Origin of the sequence: Streptomyces sp. NPDC007991, from assembly GCF_042958445.1 — a bacterium.
In the GTDB taxonomy this organism is placed as follows: Bacteria; Actinomycetota; Actinomycetes; order Streptomycetales; family Streptomycetaceae; genus Streptomyces.
Genome location: NZ_JBIBJD010000022.1, coordinates 50727 through 66309 on the forward strand (window position 1 = coordinate 50727; position 15583 = coordinate 66309).

A 15583-nucleotide genomic window follows, 5' to 3' on the forward strand; every position below is an offset into this window, starting at 1 on the left:
CATGGCCGAGCCCACCCGCACCCCCTACGCCCACAAGATCCGCTACGGCATCACCGGCGCGCCGATCCTCACCGAGGACGAGATGGACGGCAGCCACGCCCCCGGCGTTGGCCTGAAGCCGGTGCTGATCCAGCTGGTCTACAGCGCGGCCCGGGACGGCAAGCCCGCGACGGTGGACGCGTCCGTCACCGGCAACTGGACGCGCTTCGGCGAGCCCGCCGACGGCCAGGTGACGACGCACTTCAAGAACGGCCCGGAAGGCTGGCCCGCGTGGCTGGCGGCGGAGGCCCGGCTGCACGACCCGGACGCCGCACCCGCCGACTCCGTCGCGCTCCGCGACCGGATCGCCGAGGCGCTCCGCTACTGGGTTCACCCCACTGACCGCAGGACGGCCGCCGATGCGGTGCTGGCGGTGCTGTCCGCGCCGGTGGACCGGGCCGCCGTCCTGACCGAAGCCGCCAACGCTCTGCAACGCCTCGAAGAGATCATTACTTACGGCAGCCGTGATTGGGGCTCCCACCGGAGCGACGCGTGGCTGTACGGCGTCCTAGTCGGTTGGGACTGCGAAAGGGACCACGAGCACGACCAGGCATGCGAGAACGGCTTGGCAATGCTGAACCTTGCAGCCCGGCACAACTGGGGCGAGTCCACAGTGGCGCGGCTGCGACGATCCCGGGCCGCTGTCAATTCGCTGCGCCGTATGGCCGTCGAGGCGCAGCCCACCGCCTGCGCAGAGTGCGGCCACCCGGAGTTGACGCGCAGCGAAGGCGAGGACCCCGTCTCCCCCGGCCGGTGCACCACGTGCCCGGAAGACGGCAACGAGTGGCACGACTACCAGACCGCCGCCGCGGCGCAGCCCACCCAGCCCCGGCAGGACGAGACGCCGCGCCAGCCCGTGGCCTACAGCGGCAAGGGACGCACCTTCTGCGTGGCCTGCCCGCGGCCCAACGGCGAGGACATTCCGCTCACCATCAACGACGTCTACCCGTGGGACCTCTGCCCGAGCTGTGGTCGGCACGTGGTCGATGTCGCCCGGGCTGCCGCCGAGGCGCAGCAGGACGGCCCGCAGTCGTGACGGGTGTCGCCGCGTACCTCGCCCTGGTGGTGGCCGTTTCCGGCCTGCTGTGCGGCCACCAAGGCGTCACTCCACCCCGACCCCGCCGCACCACCTCCCGCACCCGCACAGCGCCCTGAACCCACACCCAGCCCACCACCTACGAGGAAGCCGCATGACCCTCAACTTCCAGCCCGTCAACGAGCCCGCAGACGACGACACCGACTACGACGACACCGGATGCCAGTGCCCGCCCGGCGACAACCAGTACCTCCTCGAGATCGAAGAGGGCCAGGCCGTCCTCGTTCACGCCGCATGCGGCAGGCGACCCTCGCACACCTGGGGCGACTACCAGGACCTCCTCACCATGGACGGCCCGATCCCAGTCACCGTTGAGTGGATGGGGGAAAAGGGATCCCTGTGGGAGGAGCCCGACCCGTGGGTGCAGGTCACCGCGACCAGCGTCCCCGAGGACGTACGCGCGGACGCCCTGGCCCTGTCCCGGAAGCACGCTGCTGAGCGGCACACCGGGTGACGCCCGGCCAGCGGTGGCTGTTCGTGGCCGTGTGCATCACCGTCGCCCTGGCCGTGAACACCGCCTTCTGCCTCACCCGACGCCGACGCATCGCACGCCGAACCGAAAGGACCCGCCCGTGACCGACCAGCCCACCCCGGCCACGCTCACCGAGGAGCAGCTGGCCGACCTCGCCGGGCGCATCAAGCGCACCATCGGCCCCACCATGCTGCTCGGCCTCCAAAACGCCGAACTCCACGACGAACCCGGCACCGAACGCATCCGCGAATGGGTCACCTGGATCGCGGGTGCCATCGCCCCACTCGTCACCGACGAGGTGAACGCCCAGCTCGAGCGGATCCGAGCCTCCGTCACCGAAGGCAAAAGCATCGGGCGGCCGCGCACCGCATCCGACGTGATGGTGGCGCACGAGGTCACCCGCAAAGCGCTCGCCCACGCCCTGGACGCCGGCCTGCACCTGAACTGGCCCCAGCTCGTGGACGAGGCGCAGCGCAGCCGGAACGCCAACGCGGCCTGGAAGGCGGACGTCGACCGCGTCCGCGCCCTGCACACTCTGGGCAAGACGAACGGCTGCTGCAACGACTGCGGCATGGCCTGGCCCTGCACCACCATCCAGGCCCTCGACAACAAGGAGCCCACCACGTGAGCCTGCTGACGACCGCGGCCGCGGCCCTGGGTCTGCTCGCCGCCGGGTACGCCCTCGGCCGCTACAGGCCCGCCCACCGCCTGTCCGACTGGGCGCACTGGCAGAAGTACGACCGGACCATGCGCCGACACAGTGCCCGCTGGTGGGTCGTGTACGTCCTCCTGTCCGTCGAGAATCTCACCCAGGTCGCAGCCTGGCTCGTTCGGAACCCGCGGAAGGCCTGGCACGCCTGGCGCGTCTCCAAGGGGCGCAACGACCCGCCCCTCAGCCCCGCGCTCACCTTCGACCCCGACTGGGCCGCCAAGCGCCGTGCGGCCTCCAACACCGAGGAGGCGCAGCAACCGTGACCGACCCCATGCCCGAGACGACGCACCTGGTGTGGTACTGCCGCCAGTGCGACAAGTCCTGCAAGGTGCAGCCCCCGGACCCCGACCAGGTCGCCTGCAAGTGCAAGAACCCGGTACCCGGCCTGCGCCCCACCAAGGTCACCGTCATGCACCCGCCGAAGACGCGGCCCATGCACGCCCTCAGCGACGAGGAGGCCAGGCTCCGGGCACTGGCCCGTAAGGGCACCCGAGTCCGCGTCACTTTCGAAGGGGAGATCGCCGACGCCTGGCAGTGGTCCAGCGCGGGCAACCGCGGCCTCGGCTTCATCGTCAAGTCGCCGGACGGACGCACCCACACCGTGGACGTGCAGCAGCCCGGACTGCGCATCGAGGCCGTCTCGGACGACGAGGGGGACGAGGAGTGAGGCGCCCTGTCTCGAGGGTGGAGGTGTTACACCGCATCGATGACGTGAAGGGCCGTCTGGAGCAGCCCACACCCCGCCCCTTGGACGGGCAAAAGGCCATCGACCTCACCCCGCGCTACGAACAGCCCACACTCGAAGAGGACGACCAGCCGTGACCGAACAGCCCACCCAGGAGCAGCGCCTCGCCGACAAGCTGTCCCGCCTCTACGACTACCGCGGCATCGACGAACTTCAGCAGGAAGAGCCCGAGCGGGCCCAGGAGCACCGGGACGCGGCCGCAGAGCTCGCTACGTGGATTGAGGAGTGCCCGCGGGAGGAGCGCCGGGCCGCGTTCTCCCGCGGCTACGAGAAGGGCCGGGAGCGGCAGAAGGTCCGCACCGCCGCCGACATGCGGCGCCTCGAGGCTGAGGTCGCCGAGCTGCGCCAAGACCGCGACCCTGATGGTCTGCGCGGCCGTATCCGGGACCTGGAACACGCGCTGGAAGGCTGGGACCGGTTCATGACCGGCCGGATCGTCCCCCGCCCCGATACGCCGCCGGACTGGAAGGCGCAGGCCGCCGAGTACCTGGCCCAGCTCACCGCCGTGCAGCGGGAACTGGCCGTGCTGAAGGGCGTGCAGCCGTCCAACGCGACCCGAGGAGACCAGCCGTGACCGAACAGACCAACGACCTGCACATCCGTGAGCACGTCTACCGGCTCCTCTACGAAGAGCTGGGCTTGTGCTGCGGCTTCCCCGAGGACTCCTACGACCTGGTCCGCGACCTGCTGACAGCCTTCCGCAGCAAGACCGACGCCCTGGCATTGCTCCCCGATGCCGGCGCCCGCTACCTGGTCCTCGCCGTGCTCGACCGGGCCGGCCTGATCGAGCACGGTTCGATCATCGATACTGCCTGGCTGACCCGGAAGGGCGAGTGGTACTGGCATGGACTTACCCGTTTCGACTCCGACGACATCGACGGCGCCGATGGCGTCGGACTCCCTCACGACGGCAAGGCCTGCATGGACTCATGCTTGAAGCCGTTCTGGGGACTCCACTAGGCCGCCGCGCCCCGTCTAGCGCGGTCTAACCCGGCCTCCGGGGTGCTGTCGTCCACCAACCGGTCCGGGGACAGCGCGTACTGGAAGATCAGCTCGTTCAGAGTGCGCACCCCCCACCGCGCCTTCAGCACCGCGATCTCCTCCTCCAGCTTCCGCTTCGACACCCCCAGCTTGCGGGCCGTGGCCGCCTGCGACTCGCCCGCGCACAGATAGCGCATGATGCCCCGCTGCTGACGGTCCGTACGCACCCCATCCGCGCAGGAAACCGTGTCCACAGCGCCCCGCGCGCGCAGCTCCCCCGTCCACGGCTGAGCCCACTGCCACGACGCCTCAAACTGCTTCGCCAGCACCGCAACCACCGCAGGGTCCTTCACCAGCCACGCCGCGTGCGGAGGCGAGCCAGCCACGATGTGATCCGACACGAACGCGTACTCCCGGTCCACGATGACCATGCGTTCGAAGTCCCCCACCAGCGTCGCGTACCGGGCGGGCCGTCCCGTGGTGCGGGCCGACATGGTGCGCGCGTACTCCGCCGTCAAAGGGTGATCCCGCACCGTGTCCCGGTAGAGGGTGCGTATCTCAACCCCCCGCTCCAGAGCGGCACTGTCGCGGGCCACCGCCGTCTCCAGCATCTCCCGCTTACGCGGCCCCCCGGGCTGCGCGGCGAGGATCTCCCGCCGGGCGTCACCGATGAGGTCCTGGAGGCGCGCGTTGACCGCGCCCTGATCGGCGTAGTACACGCTCGCCCCGCCGGCACGCAGCTGCACCTGCCGGTACTCGCGGATCAGATCACGGGACAGGTCCGGCATGCTCGCGACGAGGTCGATGCGGCGGCGCGCTTCGCACAGTTCGCGGGTCACCGCCGCCCGCAAGGCCTGCTGCGGATCCCGGGCCACCGGTTGATGTTCGTCGCTGATGAGTCCCCAGTGCAGCAATTCGGTGCGGGCGTTCGGATGGTCGGTCTGGAGTGTGTCGGCAAGTTCCCATTCTTGCCGGGCAATTGCCCCATACAAGCGGGTTGCTGCTGCGGACAAAGGCCCGCTGTTGTCACTCTCCGAAAAAGCCGTGGCCAACGCTCATCCTTCCGGTACCGGACCATAGATCATCTGCGGGTTCCCGCACCGCGCACACCCGCACACGCAAGCCGTTGAATACCCCACGACGCTACGGCAGATTAGCCGCGGGGCGTCCCCCGACGCTCGTACACCAGATCCTCCCCCGACACCTTGCGCGTCTACTGCCAGAACACGCGTACGGCAAAAGGGGGTTCGCAGCAGGAACAGGTGTATGGGAACGGGTCAGGCGCCCCGCTAACGTTTCCCATAACCGAATGAAAGGGGACCGCCGACCGTGAACAAACTACGGGGAATCCTCGCCGGCATCGCCCTCGCGACCGCAGCGGCCGCCGGAACGCTCGCCATCAACACCGCCACCGGAACCCCACCTGACACCGCATGGGGAGCCGACACCCTCCAGGACACCGGCTGGGGCACACCACCCACCGACCGTACTGGCGGCCCGTCCGTCACCCCGTACGACACCGGCTGGGGCTGACCACCCACAGCACGAGACCGGCCCGGCAGGCGTGCCCCCAGCACCCTGCCGGGCCTCCAGCTGTCAGCGCCTCATGGCAGGCTTCAAGCAGCGCATCGGCCCGCCCCCTGACGGTGGGGGACGGGCCTCGCGCATGTTCGGGACGGTTGTCGGTGGGGCGTGTCATCCTGGGCGGAGCGTTCGCTCGTCTGCTGCGGGAGACCGTGGCACCCGGGGAGGTCCGGTACAGCCGGGCGGGCGCACTGTCTTCCGCCCCACCACGCATCCCCCGTCGTGGTGGGGCGGTCGTGCTTACCGGCGCCAGACGTTCACCTTCTCCGTCGACAGCAACGGAGCCCCCTCCGGGCCCTTCACATAAGACGGCACCCACGTCTGCCGCCTCAGGGACTGGCCCGGGCCATAAGCCTGGTTTCTCCAATGCCCGGAGACGATCCACCTGTGCTTGTAGTTGCGGCCGCTACCGGCGTCTACGTCCCGGTCCTGCGGCGTGTACTGGCGGCGCAGGTCGACCACGGTGACGTCGGGCGAGGGCAGACCATCCCGGGCGTAGGCGCGAGCGGTCGGCCTATCGGCGCGCTCCCGTGAACGGTCGATGAGGAGCGGCTGCTGCATCAGCAGCCACGCCGACGCCAGCGCTGCAACAACCGGCTGAGGAAGCTGCGGATCGATCTCCGCCATCGACAGCGGCTCCCCCGTGACCGGGATCGTGCCGCCGTAGATCGGTAGCAGCGGCGGCATACGGGGCTCATCCAGCGTGAACTCCTGGGCAAGCGGAGCCACCTCTGCCACCAGCCGGGCCCGGGACATCAGCAGCCACACCATCAGCTCCCCCTGGTACGGGCCCCACGCGCACGCCTCCACGGGAACCTGCACACCCTCGGCGTCCATGTGGCCGACGCCTCCCTGCCAGTACAGCAGCCCGCACGGGGCGGGGCGGTCGGCGGTCGCCCACCGTGCGGCGGCCAACTCCTGGCCCGCGTGCATGGCGAGAGCTGCCATATCCTGCTGCACCCAGAACAACTCTCCGACTTCCAGCATGGAAGCCAGGGCATCCAGCCCGGGTGCGACATCCGGGCTGGTCTTGGACCGGAGGGACGAAGTCGGCTCCCGAAGGTGCCGCAGCGTCTGCCGCCGCACCTTCGGGAGCTGGGAGGGGCGCAGGGTCACTCGGCGTCCTTCACGTCGGCCGTGCGCGCCTGGGCCAGGAGCGCACGGCCCTTGTCGGCGATCGTCTTCACGGTCGGCTCCTTCAGGTTGACGCGGCTCGCCAGCATGGCCTGCCCTCCACGCCCCCGAGAGTCGATCATCTTGGCGAAGGCGACCTGCCGGCGCTGGGTGGCCTGCTGGTAGCTCTCCTCGGCCTTGGTGAACTCCTCGTGCGCCCATTCGGCGTCGATCAGACGGGCGTTGTCGTTGCCGGCGTCGCCGTCGTAGACCTCCTTCGCGGAGATGCCTTCGACGTCGGACTCGTCCCAGAGGGGGAGTTCTTCGCCGTCCTCGTCGTAGGAGGGCATGGCACCTGCGGTAGCACCGCGCACCCACTCCTCGTAGGCGGTGATGGCCTCGTCGAGGTCGTCTGTGTCCTGGCAGTCGTACTCGGTGGGGCCGCTGTCGAAGATGGCCCAGCGGTGCTCGCCGTTGGGGTCGGTGTAGGGCAGGAGGGCGAGGTGGTAGGCCTTCTGGCCGATCTCGTCGCAGCTGAAGGTCTCGCGGACCTGGTCGCGTCGTGTGATGGCGGCGTCGATGGCGGCTTCGAAGTCGTCGGCCTGGTCGGCGTCGATGTCGATGTTCTGGATGCTGGAGCGGATGACGCGGAACATGGCGGTTTCCCCCTCTTCTCGGGTGGGCCCGTTCCCTCCCGACACCCATAACTTAGCACCCTCCTAAGCTCAAAGCAAGGGGGGTCCTAAGACTCAGTCCTGCAGGCCCGGCTCCGGGTTGCACACCTGGCACATCTCCACCGTGAGGCTGTCGTCCTCCAGGGCCAGCAGCACCTCGCCCCGCTCCAGGAACCCCGTCTCACCCCGCCAGATCCCGCACCCGCCCCGGTGCAGCACCGTCCGCCGGTCCCGGGCCGGCTCAAGCTTCCACCGCTGCTCCTGCCACGCCCGCTGCGCCGCCCTACGGTCCCGCTCCACCTGCGCCTCAAGGGTGCGGATCTTCGCCCGCGTGTTCTCGAGCTGCCAGGCCAGCCACTCCTCCAGAGCAGACAGCTTGGCCAGGCGTTCCTCAGGCGGCATATCGTTCACATGTTCGATCCTATGGGCATGAAAAAACAGCCCGCCACCTGGGGTGATCCCCCAGATGACGGACTGCACGGAAGGTGCCCCCTCCCCGGTGACACCCTCACGCTAACGTCCTGCTCCGTACGGCGGAAGGACCTCGGCCACGCGAGCGGCGAGCACCGCTGCACCAGCCGGATCCCTCCCCGCGGGGGCAGCGGCCAGAGTCGGCACCAGATGCGCATGGTCCAACACCCACACCGGCCCATCCCAGCCCGGCGCACGCGCCTCCAGCCGGCCACCGGCGAACCATGCACCACCAGCAGCGGCCACACCACCACACCCGGCACACCGAGGGCCTGCGAGACGCGGGCCGCGTACCGAGCCACCGCCTCTATCTGCCCGTGCCGGTCATCCGTACCGCAGTGCACCCGGCCCCGCAGCAGCACCGTGGCGCGTTGGGCGTGCCACCGTTTCGTATCCAGCACCACGACCGCTGTCCCGCACGGGGAGACGAGGACGTGGTCGAGATTTGCGCGGGAGCGGGGTAACGCCCGGTCGTGCAGAACGTGCCAGCCCGCGGCCTGGACTGCGATGAGCATGTTCGCGGTCTGGGCTTCAGCGGCCGCACCGAGGTCCCAGCGGGCTGCCACAGCCTCCCTACGTCGCGCCCCGGCATCCAGGCCCAGCCAGGCCAGGACACGCCGCCACAGACCGCCACGGGCCGCATGCCGCAGCCGTGCGGCCTCACGGGCAGCCGAATCACCGGCGGTCACCGGTACTGCTCCAGATGCTCCCGCGCCTGCCGGGCCAGAGCGCAGCCCGCACACGAGTGGTTCTCACCGATACTGTCGTGGCCGCCCATGATGCGGTACTTGTGCGTCACCTCGGCCAAGTCCACGTACCGCTTCAGCAGAGCCTCGGCATCCTCCGCGCGCTTCCGCAGCACCTCCGGGTCGTCGCCCTCCAGCTCGGTCGCTTCGGTCGCTGTCTGGCCGGATGGCTGGTGCGGGACAGCGCCGACCGCGGAGTCGTTCCACCTCAGCCGCCCCATCACCGGATGCTGGGGACCGCCGTGGTCGGTGCCGTACTCCGGGTCCTGGTGTCCGGCTTCGAAGACGCAGTGTTCGTCGTCGTGCTGGTTCTTGATCCGGGCGGTGCACTTCTCGCTCATGCTGCTCCTTCGAGGGTGGTGGGACCCCAGGTGTCGGGTCCGGGGATGGTGCGTACACGGCGGCCGCGCCACCGGGCAGGCCAGATACGGCCCACCGGCCGGCCCGAACGCTTGCAGGGCGGGGAGCCGTGGCGGGCCAGGAGGCCTCGAGAGCTCATGGCGACGTCTTGCTGGCAGTCGGGGCAGGGGATCCGGATCGTCACGGGGACACCTGGAAGGTCCACCAGCCGTCATAGCCCTCGGGCAAGGCCGGGTAGCTGTCGAGCATCGGGCGCAGCACGGCCAGGTGCTGCTCCTGCTGTTCCAGGGTGACGTTGCCCCAGTGCGACCGGCCGTCCCAGCGGCCGTGGCAGTCGCCTCCGTACCGGCCGTCCGTATAGCGCTCCAGGAACTGGCGGGCGTCGAGGGGCTCGGGGTCGTCGATGAGCGCGTGGAGGTCGCCGATGCAGGCGACCGGCTCCGTCTTGCGGCCTCGGAACCAGACGGCGTTGACGGCGTACCGGGCCCAGGTGTTGCCGGGCTGCCGTTCGGTGCGGCGGAAGGAGGCGAGGTCGACGGCGTAGGGCTTACGGGAGATCAGGAACTTGTCTTCGCGGATCATGCTGCCTTCCGGTTCTTCGAGGGGTGGGGTCGGGCGTGTGCCCGTCGGGGCCGGCCGCGGCGGGTGCGTTGCACGGCGGCTTCCACGGCCAGGGCGAGGGCCACGGACACAGCCGTGCAGGCGAGGATCGCGCCCGGGGTGAGGGTGCGGCTGCCGGTGAGGTGCAGCCACGCCCAGGCGGTGCCGCAGGCTATGGCGCTGACGAGGGCGCACTGGGCGAGGATCGGGGGTATGTGCACAGGCCCTCCCGGGCGTGATCGGTCTTGCCCGCCGGTGGCGGTGTCTAAGATGTCCGGAATTCAGGGGTGTTCGCGGTGGTCTGCCGAGCCGCCCTGCGCCCCCGCCGGTACGCACGCTCCCCTTCAGGGCAGCCCTGGGTGCAAGCCCACGGGTCCTCACCACGCCGCTGATGCGCCATGAACCCCGCGTGGTCACCATGCCGGCGCCTGGGGTCGAGGATCCGCAGCTGCACCGCGATGAACACGGCGTGCGTGATGTTGTTCGCACCCAACTTCCGCAGTACACGAGCACCTGTCGTGCGGACGGTGATGTGCTCGACGACCCAGTCAGCGGCGATCTGCGGGTACGACTCGCCGTGCGCAACGCGGGTGAGGAGCTCGAACTCTCGGTCCGTCAGGGACGGCGTGGGCCCGCCGCTCGAGAACGACGGGCCCGCCTGAACCGGGGCGGTCACGCGGCGCCGCCCTTCTCCGCAGCCTTGGCCGCACGTCGGGCGAGGGCGTCGAGGATGTGCTGGTCCGGGCGCCCCCCATGTGCCTGCGCCAGCTCCACCAGCCGCAGGCGAGTCTCCTTCGACAACTCGGGGCGCTGCTGCCACCAGGCCGCGAGCGGGCCAGCAGCGTTCGCGAACGCGGTGGCGTGCTGCTCGTCGTCGAACGTGACGGGCATACGCCGGCCAGTGCCGATGTGCGTCACGTACCAGGCCTCGTCGTCGATCTCGAACGGCCCCAACAGGCGGGGGAACACGACGAGTCCTTCAGTCTGGGTTCGGATGGCGCCGATTCCCTGCCTGATGGGCAGGACGCCACCGTCCTCAAGGGGCATGTTGAGGACGACGTCGACGTGGACGGTGGGCGCGGTCTCGGGTGTGAGGGTCATGGTGCCTTCCGGGTGAGGTGTCGGATGGTGTGGTGCAGGATGCGCGGGCCCAGCTCGATGACGGCCAACGGCCACAGCAGGAACGCGGCCATCAGGTGAAGCACGAGGAGTCGTCGCAAGCGCCGTCCGCCTCGTCGAACATGGGCAGCAGATCGACGCCCTCAGGGATCGCCTGGGCCAGGGGCTTCGCGAACCGGGTCAGGTACACCGGATCCTTCGGCTGCCCGTTCTCGTCCAGCAACGTGGCGCGGCGTTCGACCAGCGTCGCCTCAAGGTGGCAGGCTTTCGCGAACAGGTCCGGGCGTTCCCGGCGCAGGTTCTGCCACTCCTCAGGGCGTTTCATCGGGCAGAACCAGCACGCGCTCTTGGGCGGCAGCGGCAGCTTGGCCTTGCGGATGATGCGCTGGCAGTCCGTACGGCGCAGCCCCATCTCCAGCAGCGGATACACAACGCGCTCGATCGGTGAGCGTCGCCGGTTCGTGGCCCGGTGCATCTCATCCAGGCTGATCCCGACACCAACGGTGGCCGGGGTGGCCTCGGTGGCGCCCATCCGGGTCAGCTCACGCAGGATCAGCATGAGCTTGTAGTCCTTGGTGCAGTTGCGGTTACCGGGCGCCCCGTTGTCCATCCGCATCGGAATGTCGATGGTCCGGCTCGGCCGCATGACCTGCTGGTAAAGGGTGCGTTCCTCACCAGTGCGCTTGATGATCCGCTTCAACTCAACGATCTTCAGGCCATGGTGTTCGGCGTACGGAATGGCGACGTCGCGGACGTATTCCAGGGTGCGAGGATCTTCGCTGTCGTCGCCCACGTTGCAGAACAGGAACGTCTTGTACGGCAGCCGGCCCTGAGCGGCGAGGACCAGAGCGGCGTTGGACTGCTGGCCTCCCCCGTAACTGAAGACCTCTATCGGGTCGTGGTCTGTCATAGCTGGCCTTTCGTTGCCGAGCTGGTGGCGTAAGAGGAGCTGCCCCACCCCGAGGGGGTTCGGGGTGGGGCAGGTGCCGCGCTGGGGGATGCGCGGCCGGACGGTCCCCGAGGGGGCGGGGACCGGTGGTCAGGCGGCGGGAGCGTCCGGGACGCCGTGAGCGGTCACACCGCCTGCATCCGGGCGACGATCCGTTCGGCTGCCCGGAGTCGCTCTACGGTGAGTTCGGCGAACTCACGCTTGTACTCGACGAGGAAGCAGCGGCGGCCTGTGAGGATGGCCGCGACACCAGTGGATCCGGAGCCAGCGCACGGATCGACGACCAAGTCACCGAGAACGGTGGACGATTCGATGAGCTGCGCCATGACCTGCCACGGCTTCTCTGTCGGATGCCGAAGGACACCACTGGGGCGGGGCCAGCGGATGACAGATCCACGGCGCAGGCGTGCGGTGAGCGCGCCTCGCCCGTCCTTGCGGTCACTCGGCCGCTTGAAGTGCACCCCGAAAGTGATCGGCTCATGGCTGGTTGCCCACGCGGAGGAGACGTCCCCCGACCCGGGGATGACCTTGTCCCAGATGAGTTCCGTCGTGGCACTCAGCCGCAACGGCTTGGACAGCGCCTCGGCGTCGTAGCCGAAGACCATGACGTGCCTCTTGTCGGCCATGCCAATACTTCGGGTACCGTCCGGACCGACCCATTCCCCGAGCACTGCCGGCCAGTCGACTGTGCCGTCGTCTCCTTCGAGCTGATCGAACTGCTTGGACCAGTTGGATCGGTAGCCAATGCCGTACGGCGGGTCGGTGGCCAGCAGCCCGTATTCGCGCGGGACCTGGGCTATCACCTGTGGATCCCGGCAGTCTCCCCAGATGACCGTGACCTGCCCGGAGGCGTACAGGACCTCCCCGCCGGGCGGCGGCTGGATCCTGATGTCGAGCATCTGCGCTGTCATGAAGCCTTCCTTGTCGTAGCGCGATCAAATGAGGTGGCTGCACGCCACGACGGCGAGGGGCGCGGCCGGGCGGCCCCCGGTGGGCGGGGGCCGGTGTTCAGTAGCGGGTCTGCCGCTTCCACGCCTGCCGCTCGCTGCGCTTGACACGCCGGCGGGCCGTCTTGCGGTCCCGGCCCGGGGCCTGACCGCAGCAGTGGCAGTCACGGCCACCCGGGCCGTCCGGGCAGTGGCGTCCGATCATGCGGGCCATGACAGTTCCCCCTTGTCAGTTCTGGTCGAGGTAGTAGGTGTCGGGGTCGTCGGCGATCACCGCGGCCCCGTCCCTCAGGAGACGGATGGGTCCGGTGCCGGAGGCCCGCTCACTGGAGACGGCGAACTGGGCGTTCCCTTCGCCTCGCTGGGACGTGTAGGTGGCCTTCGCCTCCCAGGTGTTGGTGTCCCAGTCCCACCGCTGGAGGGTGAACACCGGCCAGTCCTGCGGGGTCGCGGTGGCGGCATCGACGATCGGGATGGTCTGGGCGGGAGTCGCCGGGACGTCCAGGAACTCGGTACCGGCGTAGCCGTCCCGGCCGACGATGCGGGCAACACCCTCCCCGGACGCCGGGAGTTCCACGGTCCACGTGTAGCCGGCGTGTCGGACATCGGTGCGCGGCCCGAGGTTGGTGCGGGTCCAGGTGTCGGCCTTGGCGGCGGCGGCGAAGACGGCGTCGGTGAGCGTGGTGTCCATGGGGTTCCTCCGTGCGAGGGGTGGGGTGCGGGGTGGCTATTCGGTGGCGTCGCAGGAACAGAGGGTCCGCATGCCGTCCGAGTCGACTTCGATCTGATCGCCGCAGCCCTCGCAGCGAGTGGTCCGCCATTCCGGCTGGTCCGTCATGTGTGGTTCTCCTACTGGCGGTAGTGGTCGGACGGCTCGTCGGCCGGTCCGGTGGTGGGTTCGGGCAGGACCCGGTAGGCGTCGGCCTGGTAGCCGAAGTCGGTCCACTGGGCCGCATGCTGGGGCGCGACCTCCTTCAGTAGGCGCTCACGCACTGCGGTCTCGTCGGCGTCGGGCACGGTCTGGGCGGTGCCGGGGACGGTGTAGCCATCGGGGTCGATAAGCCGCAGTTCAGGCATGGGGTCCCCCGGGTTCCGATGGGTGGGGCTTGGAATACATCCACCGTACCGCGTTAGACATGGCGACGCAATGCACAATGCGGGATTGATGGCAGGCGTACGAAAAGGGGCCCAGCCCCAAGGCCAGACCCCTCAACGCGCGGACACTGTCTGCCTACGCAACAACGGCAAACGCCCCCGCGGCACGAACCGGCACCGGCCTCCCCTCAGCCCGCGCCCGCGCCTTAATCCGCTCCCACGACCGCTTCAACACCGCCGTATCCATCCCCAACCGAGCAGCCAGCACGTCGTAGGCAAGCCCACGACGCAAACCCACCTCAATCGCAAGACGCCGCTCCTCCCGCGTCAAAGCCACAGTCCCCCGACTGTCAGACGCGATAGCCCGGTTCACCGCAACCAGATCCACACCGGCCATGTCCCGCCGCATCTGCGGAGCAAGCTCCCGCACAGCCTTCTCAGAGCGCGTCGTCCGAGACGGCGGGATCCGGTCCCCGTGCTCATCGAACGTGACCCACGCCAGCGCGTCCGTCATCGTCCGGTCCGGATCGGCGATCGCCGCCAGCACCACCGCCAAAGCCTCCAACTCATGCCGGCTCAGGCCCGACAGACGGGTCTTGATGTCCTCAGCGGACCCCTCATGCACATCCACGACCAGGCCGGCCGCCTCAGGCATCAGCGCTTCCACCATGTCGCCGCGCTGCTCCGCATTCAGAGCCTCCATCACACCGACACCTCCTGCTCGGCCAGAGCCTTCTGAACCCGACGGATCGTGTGCGCGTTCGTCCGCATCCGCTGCCCGATCTCCCACGCCGACAAGCCCTCCGCCTCCAGCGCCCGGTACTCATCCAGCCGCTCTTCGACGATCACCTCCCACGCCGGAACACCATCCTTCGAGGTGCGGTACTCCCGAGACTTTCCAGTCGCCAGCTGGTGCCGTTCGTCCTCCGAGAGACCGCCCCACACACCCAGACGCTGATCGGTGTCCAGAGCCCACTCCAAGCAACTCGTCCGCACTGGGCAGCCGCCGCAGACCTTCTTGGCCTGCTCAGTCTGCTGGGCGATGACAATGCCGTTACCGACAGGGAAAAACAGCTCAGGGTCAACCTCGCGGCAGGAGGCGTAGTCACGCCAGTCCGAGGCAGGCTTCGTGACGAGGCAGGTCGGGGTGCTCATGCGGTAGCTCCGGGAAGGGTCGGCCAGGTCGCCTTGTCGAGGGCGGCCCGGTGGGTCTTGGGGAGGTCGGTGATGGGTGCGCCGAGCCAGTCGCGGCCGGCGGCCATCAACGCGACGGCGTCGGCGGCGTTGTCGTTTCCTTCGGTGGCCCAGTCGGGGAAGCGGCGGGCGATGTTGTCGACGACGAGGTTCTTGGGGGCGTTGCCTTTGCCGGTGGCGTAGAGCGCTCGGGCGTTGGGAGTCAGGAGGCCGACGGGGATGTAGCTGCTGGTGAGGTAGAAGTAGATCTCCCACCAGAACCAGCCGCGTTCGTGGGCGCCGCCTCCGCTGCGGGAGGGTGCGGGGAGTTCCATGACGGCGAGGTCGGGGCAGCCGATCGCGGTGCGGACCTGGGCGAGGAGGTCGCGCATGGCTCGGATGCGATCGGCGTGGGGGAGCTGGGTGATGCCGGGGTCCTTGGTGCGGTGCTTCTTGTAGCCGATGACTTCGCACCAGCCGTTGCTGGAGGCGATCCCGGTTCCGGTGAGGGACGGGTCGATACCGATGACGACGGGGGGCCCGAGTGCCGATCGGGTGGGGGCGGGGGCGGTGATGGTCACTGTGGGAGCTCCTGGACGGGTGTGGGGCCGTTGGGGCCGGTTCGGAGGTGGGTGGCGTAGCCGCGGGGGTGTCCCACGTGGACGGCGCGGCAGTACCGGCAGCGGTAGGTGTTGAAGCGGGGTCCG

The 15583-nt window shown here is 69.3% G+C and carries 27 protein-coding genes; 9 read left to right on the forward strand and 18 right to left on the reverse strand.

What is annotated here, in order from left to right; all coding sequences use genetic code 11:
- The first annotated feature begins 1 nt into the window (after window position 1).
- The 8 genes from ACFZDA_RS39705 (at window position 2) to ACFZDA_RS39740 (ending at window position 4024) form a co-directional block, all read left to right on the forward strand.
- Window positions 2–1075: a hypothetical protein gene (locus ACFZDA_RS39705; protein ID WP_391091101.1), complete on the forward strand. Its 1074-nt coding sequence runs from the start codon at window positions 2–4 to the stop codon at window positions 1073–1075.
- A gap of 154 nt (window positions 1076–1229) precedes the next feature.
- Window positions 1230–1589 (forward strand): hypothetical protein, encoded by a 360-nt coding sequence (locus ACFZDA_RS39710; RefSeq protein ID WP_391091103.1) that lies wholly within the window; start codon window positions 1230–1232, stop codon window positions 1587–1589.
- 118 nt (window positions 1590–1707) lie between these two features.
- Window positions 1708–2235 (forward strand): hypothetical protein, encoded by a 528-nt coding sequence (locus tag ACFZDA_RS39715; protein WP_391091105.1) that lies wholly within the window; start codon window positions 1708–1710, stop codon window positions 2233–2235.
- Window positions 2232–2582: a hypothetical protein gene (locus ACFZDA_RS39720; RefSeq protein ID WP_391091107.1), complete on the forward strand. Its 351-nt coding sequence runs from the start codon at window positions 2232–2234 to the stop codon at window positions 2580–2582. Before ACFZDA_RS39715 ends, ACFZDA_RS39720 begins: the two co-directional genes overlap by 4 nt.
- Window positions 2579–2986 carry a hypothetical protein gene (locus ACFZDA_RS39725; RefSeq protein ID WP_391091109.1) on the forward strand — a complete coding sequence of 136 codons (408 nt, stop codon included), beginning with the start codon at window positions 2579–2581 and terminating at the stop codon, window positions 2984–2986. Before ACFZDA_RS39720 ends, ACFZDA_RS39725 begins: the two co-directional genes overlap by 4 nt.
- 17 nt (window positions 2987–3003) lie before the next feature.
- Complete coding sequence (locus tag ACFZDA_RS39730) at window positions 3004–3141, forward strand: hypothetical protein (RefSeq protein WP_391091111.1); 138 nt, start codon at window positions 3004–3006, stop codon at window positions 3139–3141.
- Entirely contained in the window at window positions 3138–3638 is a 501-nt protein-coding gene (locus ACFZDA_RS39735; protein WP_391091113.1) for a hypothetical protein, read from the forward strand. The genes ACFZDA_RS39730 and ACFZDA_RS39735 overlap by 4 nt, the downstream gene beginning before the upstream one ends.
- On the forward strand, window positions 3635–4024 hold the full coding sequence (locus ACFZDA_RS39740) for a hypothetical protein (RefSeq protein ID WP_391091115.1): 390 nt from the start codon (window positions 3635–3637) through the stop codon (window positions 4022–4024). The genes ACFZDA_RS39735 and ACFZDA_RS39740 overlap by 4 nt, the downstream gene beginning before the upstream one ends.
- Here the strand turns inward: ACFZDA_RS39740 and ACFZDA_RS39745 are convergent.
- The gene (locus ACFZDA_RS39745; RefSeq protein WP_391091117.1) at window positions 4021–5097 is read right to left on the reverse strand and encodes a hypothetical protein; all 1077 of its coding nucleotides are present in this window, start codon (window positions 5095–5097) and stop codon (window positions 4021–4023) included. The genes ACFZDA_RS39740 and ACFZDA_RS39745 overlap by 4 nt on opposite strands.
- A 277-nt stretch (window positions 5098–5374) precedes the next feature.
- On the opposite strand from ACFZDA_RS39745, the gene ACFZDA_RS39750 reads away from it, so the two are divergent.
- Window positions 5375–5578 carry a hypothetical protein gene (locus tag ACFZDA_RS39750; protein WP_391091119.1) on the forward strand — a complete coding sequence of 68 codons (204 nt, stop codon included), beginning with the start codon at window positions 5375–5377 and terminating at the stop codon, window positions 5576–5578.
- 291 nt (window positions 5579–5869) lie between these two features.
- Here ACFZDA_RS39750 and ACFZDA_RS39755 read toward each other — a convergent pair whose 3' ends face one another.
- The 17 genes from ACFZDA_RS39755 to ACFZDA_RS39835 all read right to left on the reverse strand — a co-directional run bounded on the left by ACFZDA_RS39755 (window position 5870) and on the right by ACFZDA_RS39835 (window position 15457).
- Window positions 5870–6616 carry a hypothetical protein gene (locus tag ACFZDA_RS39755; RefSeq protein ID WP_391091121.1) on the reverse strand — a complete coding sequence of 249 codons (747 nt, stop codon included), beginning with the start codon at window positions 6614–6616 and terminating at the stop codon, window positions 5870–5872.
- Window positions 6617–6741: 125 nt separating this feature from the next.
- On the reverse strand, window positions 6742–7398 hold the full coding sequence (locus ACFZDA_RS39760) for a hypothetical protein (protein ID WP_391091123.1): 657 nt from the start codon (window positions 7396–7398) through the stop codon (window positions 6742–6744).
- A gap of 93 nt (window positions 7399–7491) precedes the next feature.
- Entirely contained in the window at window positions 7492–7818 is a 327-nt protein-coding gene (locus ACFZDA_RS39765) for a DUF6233 domain-containing protein (protein WP_391091230.1), read from the reverse strand.
- A 5-nt stretch (window positions 7819–7823) separates the two neighbouring features.
- Window positions 7824–8630 carry an NERD domain-containing protein gene (locus ACFZDA_RS39770; RefSeq protein ID WP_391091125.1) on the reverse strand — a complete coding sequence of 269 codons (807 nt, stop codon included), beginning with the start codon at window positions 8628–8630 and terminating at the stop codon, window positions 7824–7826.
- The gene (locus ACFZDA_RS39775; protein WP_391091127.1) at window positions 8573–8974 is read right to left on the reverse strand and encodes a hypothetical protein; all 402 of its coding nucleotides are present in this window, start codon (window positions 8972–8974) and stop codon (window positions 8573–8575) included. The genes ACFZDA_RS39770 and ACFZDA_RS39775 overlap by 58 nt, the downstream gene beginning before the upstream one ends.
- Window positions 8975–9173: 199 nt before the next feature.
- Window positions 9174–9575, reverse strand: a complete 402-nt coding sequence (locus ACFZDA_RS39780) for a hypothetical protein (RefSeq protein ID WP_391091129.1) — start codon at window positions 9573–9575, stop codon at window positions 9174–9176.
- Window positions 9572–9814 carry a hypothetical protein gene (locus ACFZDA_RS39785; RefSeq protein WP_391091131.1) on the reverse strand — a complete coding sequence of 81 codons (243 nt, stop codon included), beginning with the start codon at window positions 9812–9814 and terminating at the stop codon, window positions 9572–9574. Before ACFZDA_RS39785 ends, ACFZDA_RS39780 begins: the two co-directional genes overlap by 4 nt.
- Window positions 9815–9858: 44 nt before the next feature.
- On the reverse strand, window positions 9859–10269 hold the full coding sequence (locus ACFZDA_RS39790; protein ID WP_391091133.1) for a LuxR C-terminal-related transcriptional regulator: 411 nt from the start codon (window positions 10267–10269) through the stop codon (window positions 9859–9861).
- Complete coding sequence (locus tag ACFZDA_RS39795; RefSeq protein ID WP_391091135.1) at window positions 10266–10694, reverse strand: hypothetical protein; 429 nt, start codon at window positions 10692–10694, stop codon at window positions 10266–10268. Before ACFZDA_RS39795 ends, ACFZDA_RS39790 begins: the two co-directional genes overlap by 4 nt.
- Window positions 10695–10785: 91 nt before the next feature.
- On the reverse strand, window positions 10786–11622 hold the full coding sequence (locus tag ACFZDA_RS39800; protein ID WP_391091137.1) for a phosphoadenosine phosphosulfate reductase: 837 nt from the start codon (window positions 11620–11622) through the stop codon (window positions 10786–10788).
- Between the two features lie 164 nt (window positions 11623–11786).
- Window positions 11787–12572 (reverse strand): DNA methyltransferase, encoded by a 786-nt coding sequence (locus tag ACFZDA_RS39805; RefSeq protein WP_391091139.1) that lies wholly within the window; start codon window positions 12570–12572, stop codon window positions 11787–11789.
- A 97-nt stretch (window positions 12573–12669) separates the two neighbouring features.
- Window positions 12670–12822, reverse strand: coding sequence for a hypothetical protein (locus ACFZDA_RS39810; protein WP_391091141.1), 153 nt, complete (start codon window positions 12820–12822; stop codon window positions 12670–12672).
- A gap of 15 nt (window positions 12823–12837) precedes the next feature.
- Entirely contained in the window at window positions 12838–13299 is a 462-nt protein-coding gene (locus ACFZDA_RS39815; RefSeq protein WP_391091143.1) for a hypothetical protein, read from the reverse strand.
- A 158-nt stretch (window positions 13300–13457) separates the two neighbouring features.
- Window positions 13458–13685: a hypothetical protein gene (locus ACFZDA_RS39820; RefSeq protein ID WP_391091145.1), complete on the reverse strand. Its 228-nt coding sequence runs from the start codon at window positions 13683–13685 to the stop codon at window positions 13458–13460.
- A gap of 154 nt (window positions 13686–13839) precedes the next feature.
- Window positions 13840–14409: a hypothetical protein gene (locus ACFZDA_RS39825; protein ID WP_391091147.1), complete on the reverse strand. Its 570-nt coding sequence runs from the start codon at window positions 14407–14409 to the stop codon at window positions 13840–13842.
- Complete coding sequence (locus ACFZDA_RS39830; RefSeq protein ID WP_391091150.1) at window positions 14406–14858, reverse strand: WhiB family transcriptional regulator; 453 nt, start codon at window positions 14856–14858, stop codon at window positions 14406–14408. Before ACFZDA_RS39830 ends, ACFZDA_RS39825 begins: the two co-directional genes overlap by 4 nt.
- The gene (locus ACFZDA_RS39835; protein WP_391091152.1) at window positions 14855–15457 is read right to left on the reverse strand and encodes a hypothetical protein; all 603 of its coding nucleotides are present in this window, start codon (window positions 15455–15457) and stop codon (window positions 14855–14857) included. The genes ACFZDA_RS39830 and ACFZDA_RS39835 overlap by 4 nt, the downstream gene beginning before the upstream one ends.
- Window positions 15458–15583 lie beyond the last annotated feature (126 nt).

Bases quoted from the DNA above. Each gene is read 5' to 3' on its own strand.
- ACFZDA_RS39705 (WP_391091101.1), top strand. From the start codon at position 2: ATGGCCGAGCCCACCCGCACCCCCTACGCCCACAAGATCCGCTACGGC.
- ACFZDA_RS39710 (WP_391091103.1), top strand. From the start codon at position 1,230: ATGACCCTCAACTTCCAGCCCGTCAACGAGCCCGCAGACGACGACACC.
- ACFZDA_RS39755 (WP_391091121.1), bottom strand. From the start codon at position 6,616: ATGCTGGAAGTCGGAGAGTTGTTCTGGGTGCAGCAGGATATGGCAGCT.
- ACFZDA_RS39760 (WP_391091123.1), bottom strand. From the start codon at position 7,398: ATGTTCCGCGTCATCCGCTCCAGCATCCAGAACATCGACATCGACGCC.
- ACFZDA_RS39765 (WP_391091230.1), bottom strand. From the start codon at position 7,818: ATGCCGCCTGAGGAACGCCTGGCCAAGCTGTCTGCTCTGGAGGAGTGG.
- ACFZDA_RS39775 (WP_391091127.1), bottom strand. From the start codon at position 8,974: ATGAGCGAGAAGTGCACCGCCCGGATCAAGAACCAGCACGACGACGAA.
- ACFZDA_RS39780 (WP_391091129.1), bottom strand. From the start codon at position 9,575: ATGATCCGCGAAGACAAGTTCCTGATCTCCCGTAAGCCCTACGCCGTC.
- ACFZDA_RS39795 (WP_391091135.1), bottom strand. From the start codon at position 10,694: ATGACCCTCACACCCGAGACCGCGCCCACCGTCCACGTCGACGTCGTC.
- ACFZDA_RS39800 (WP_391091137.1), bottom strand. From the start codon at position 11,622: ATGACAGACCACGACCCGATAGAGGTCTTCAGTTACGGGGGAGGCCAG.
- ACFZDA_RS39805 (WP_391091139.1), bottom strand. From the start codon at position 12,572: ATGACAGCGCAGATGCTCGACATCAGGATCCAGCCGCCGCCCGGCGGG.
- ACFZDA_RS39810 (WP_391091141.1), bottom strand. From the start codon at position 12,822: ATGGCCCGCATGATCGGACGCCACTGCCCGGACGGCCCGGGTGGCCGT.
- ACFZDA_RS39815 (WP_391091143.1), bottom strand. From the start codon at position 13,299: ATGGACACCACGCTCACCGACGCCGTCTTCGCCGCCGCCGCCAAGGCC.
- ACFZDA_RS39820 (WP_391091145.1), bottom strand. From the start codon at position 13,685: ATGCCTGAACTGCGGCTTATCGACCCCGATGGCTACACCGTCCCCGGC.
- ACFZDA_RS39830 (WP_391091150.1), bottom strand. From the start codon at position 14,858: ATGAGCACCCCGACCTGCCTCGTCACGAAGCCTGCCTCGGACTGGCGT.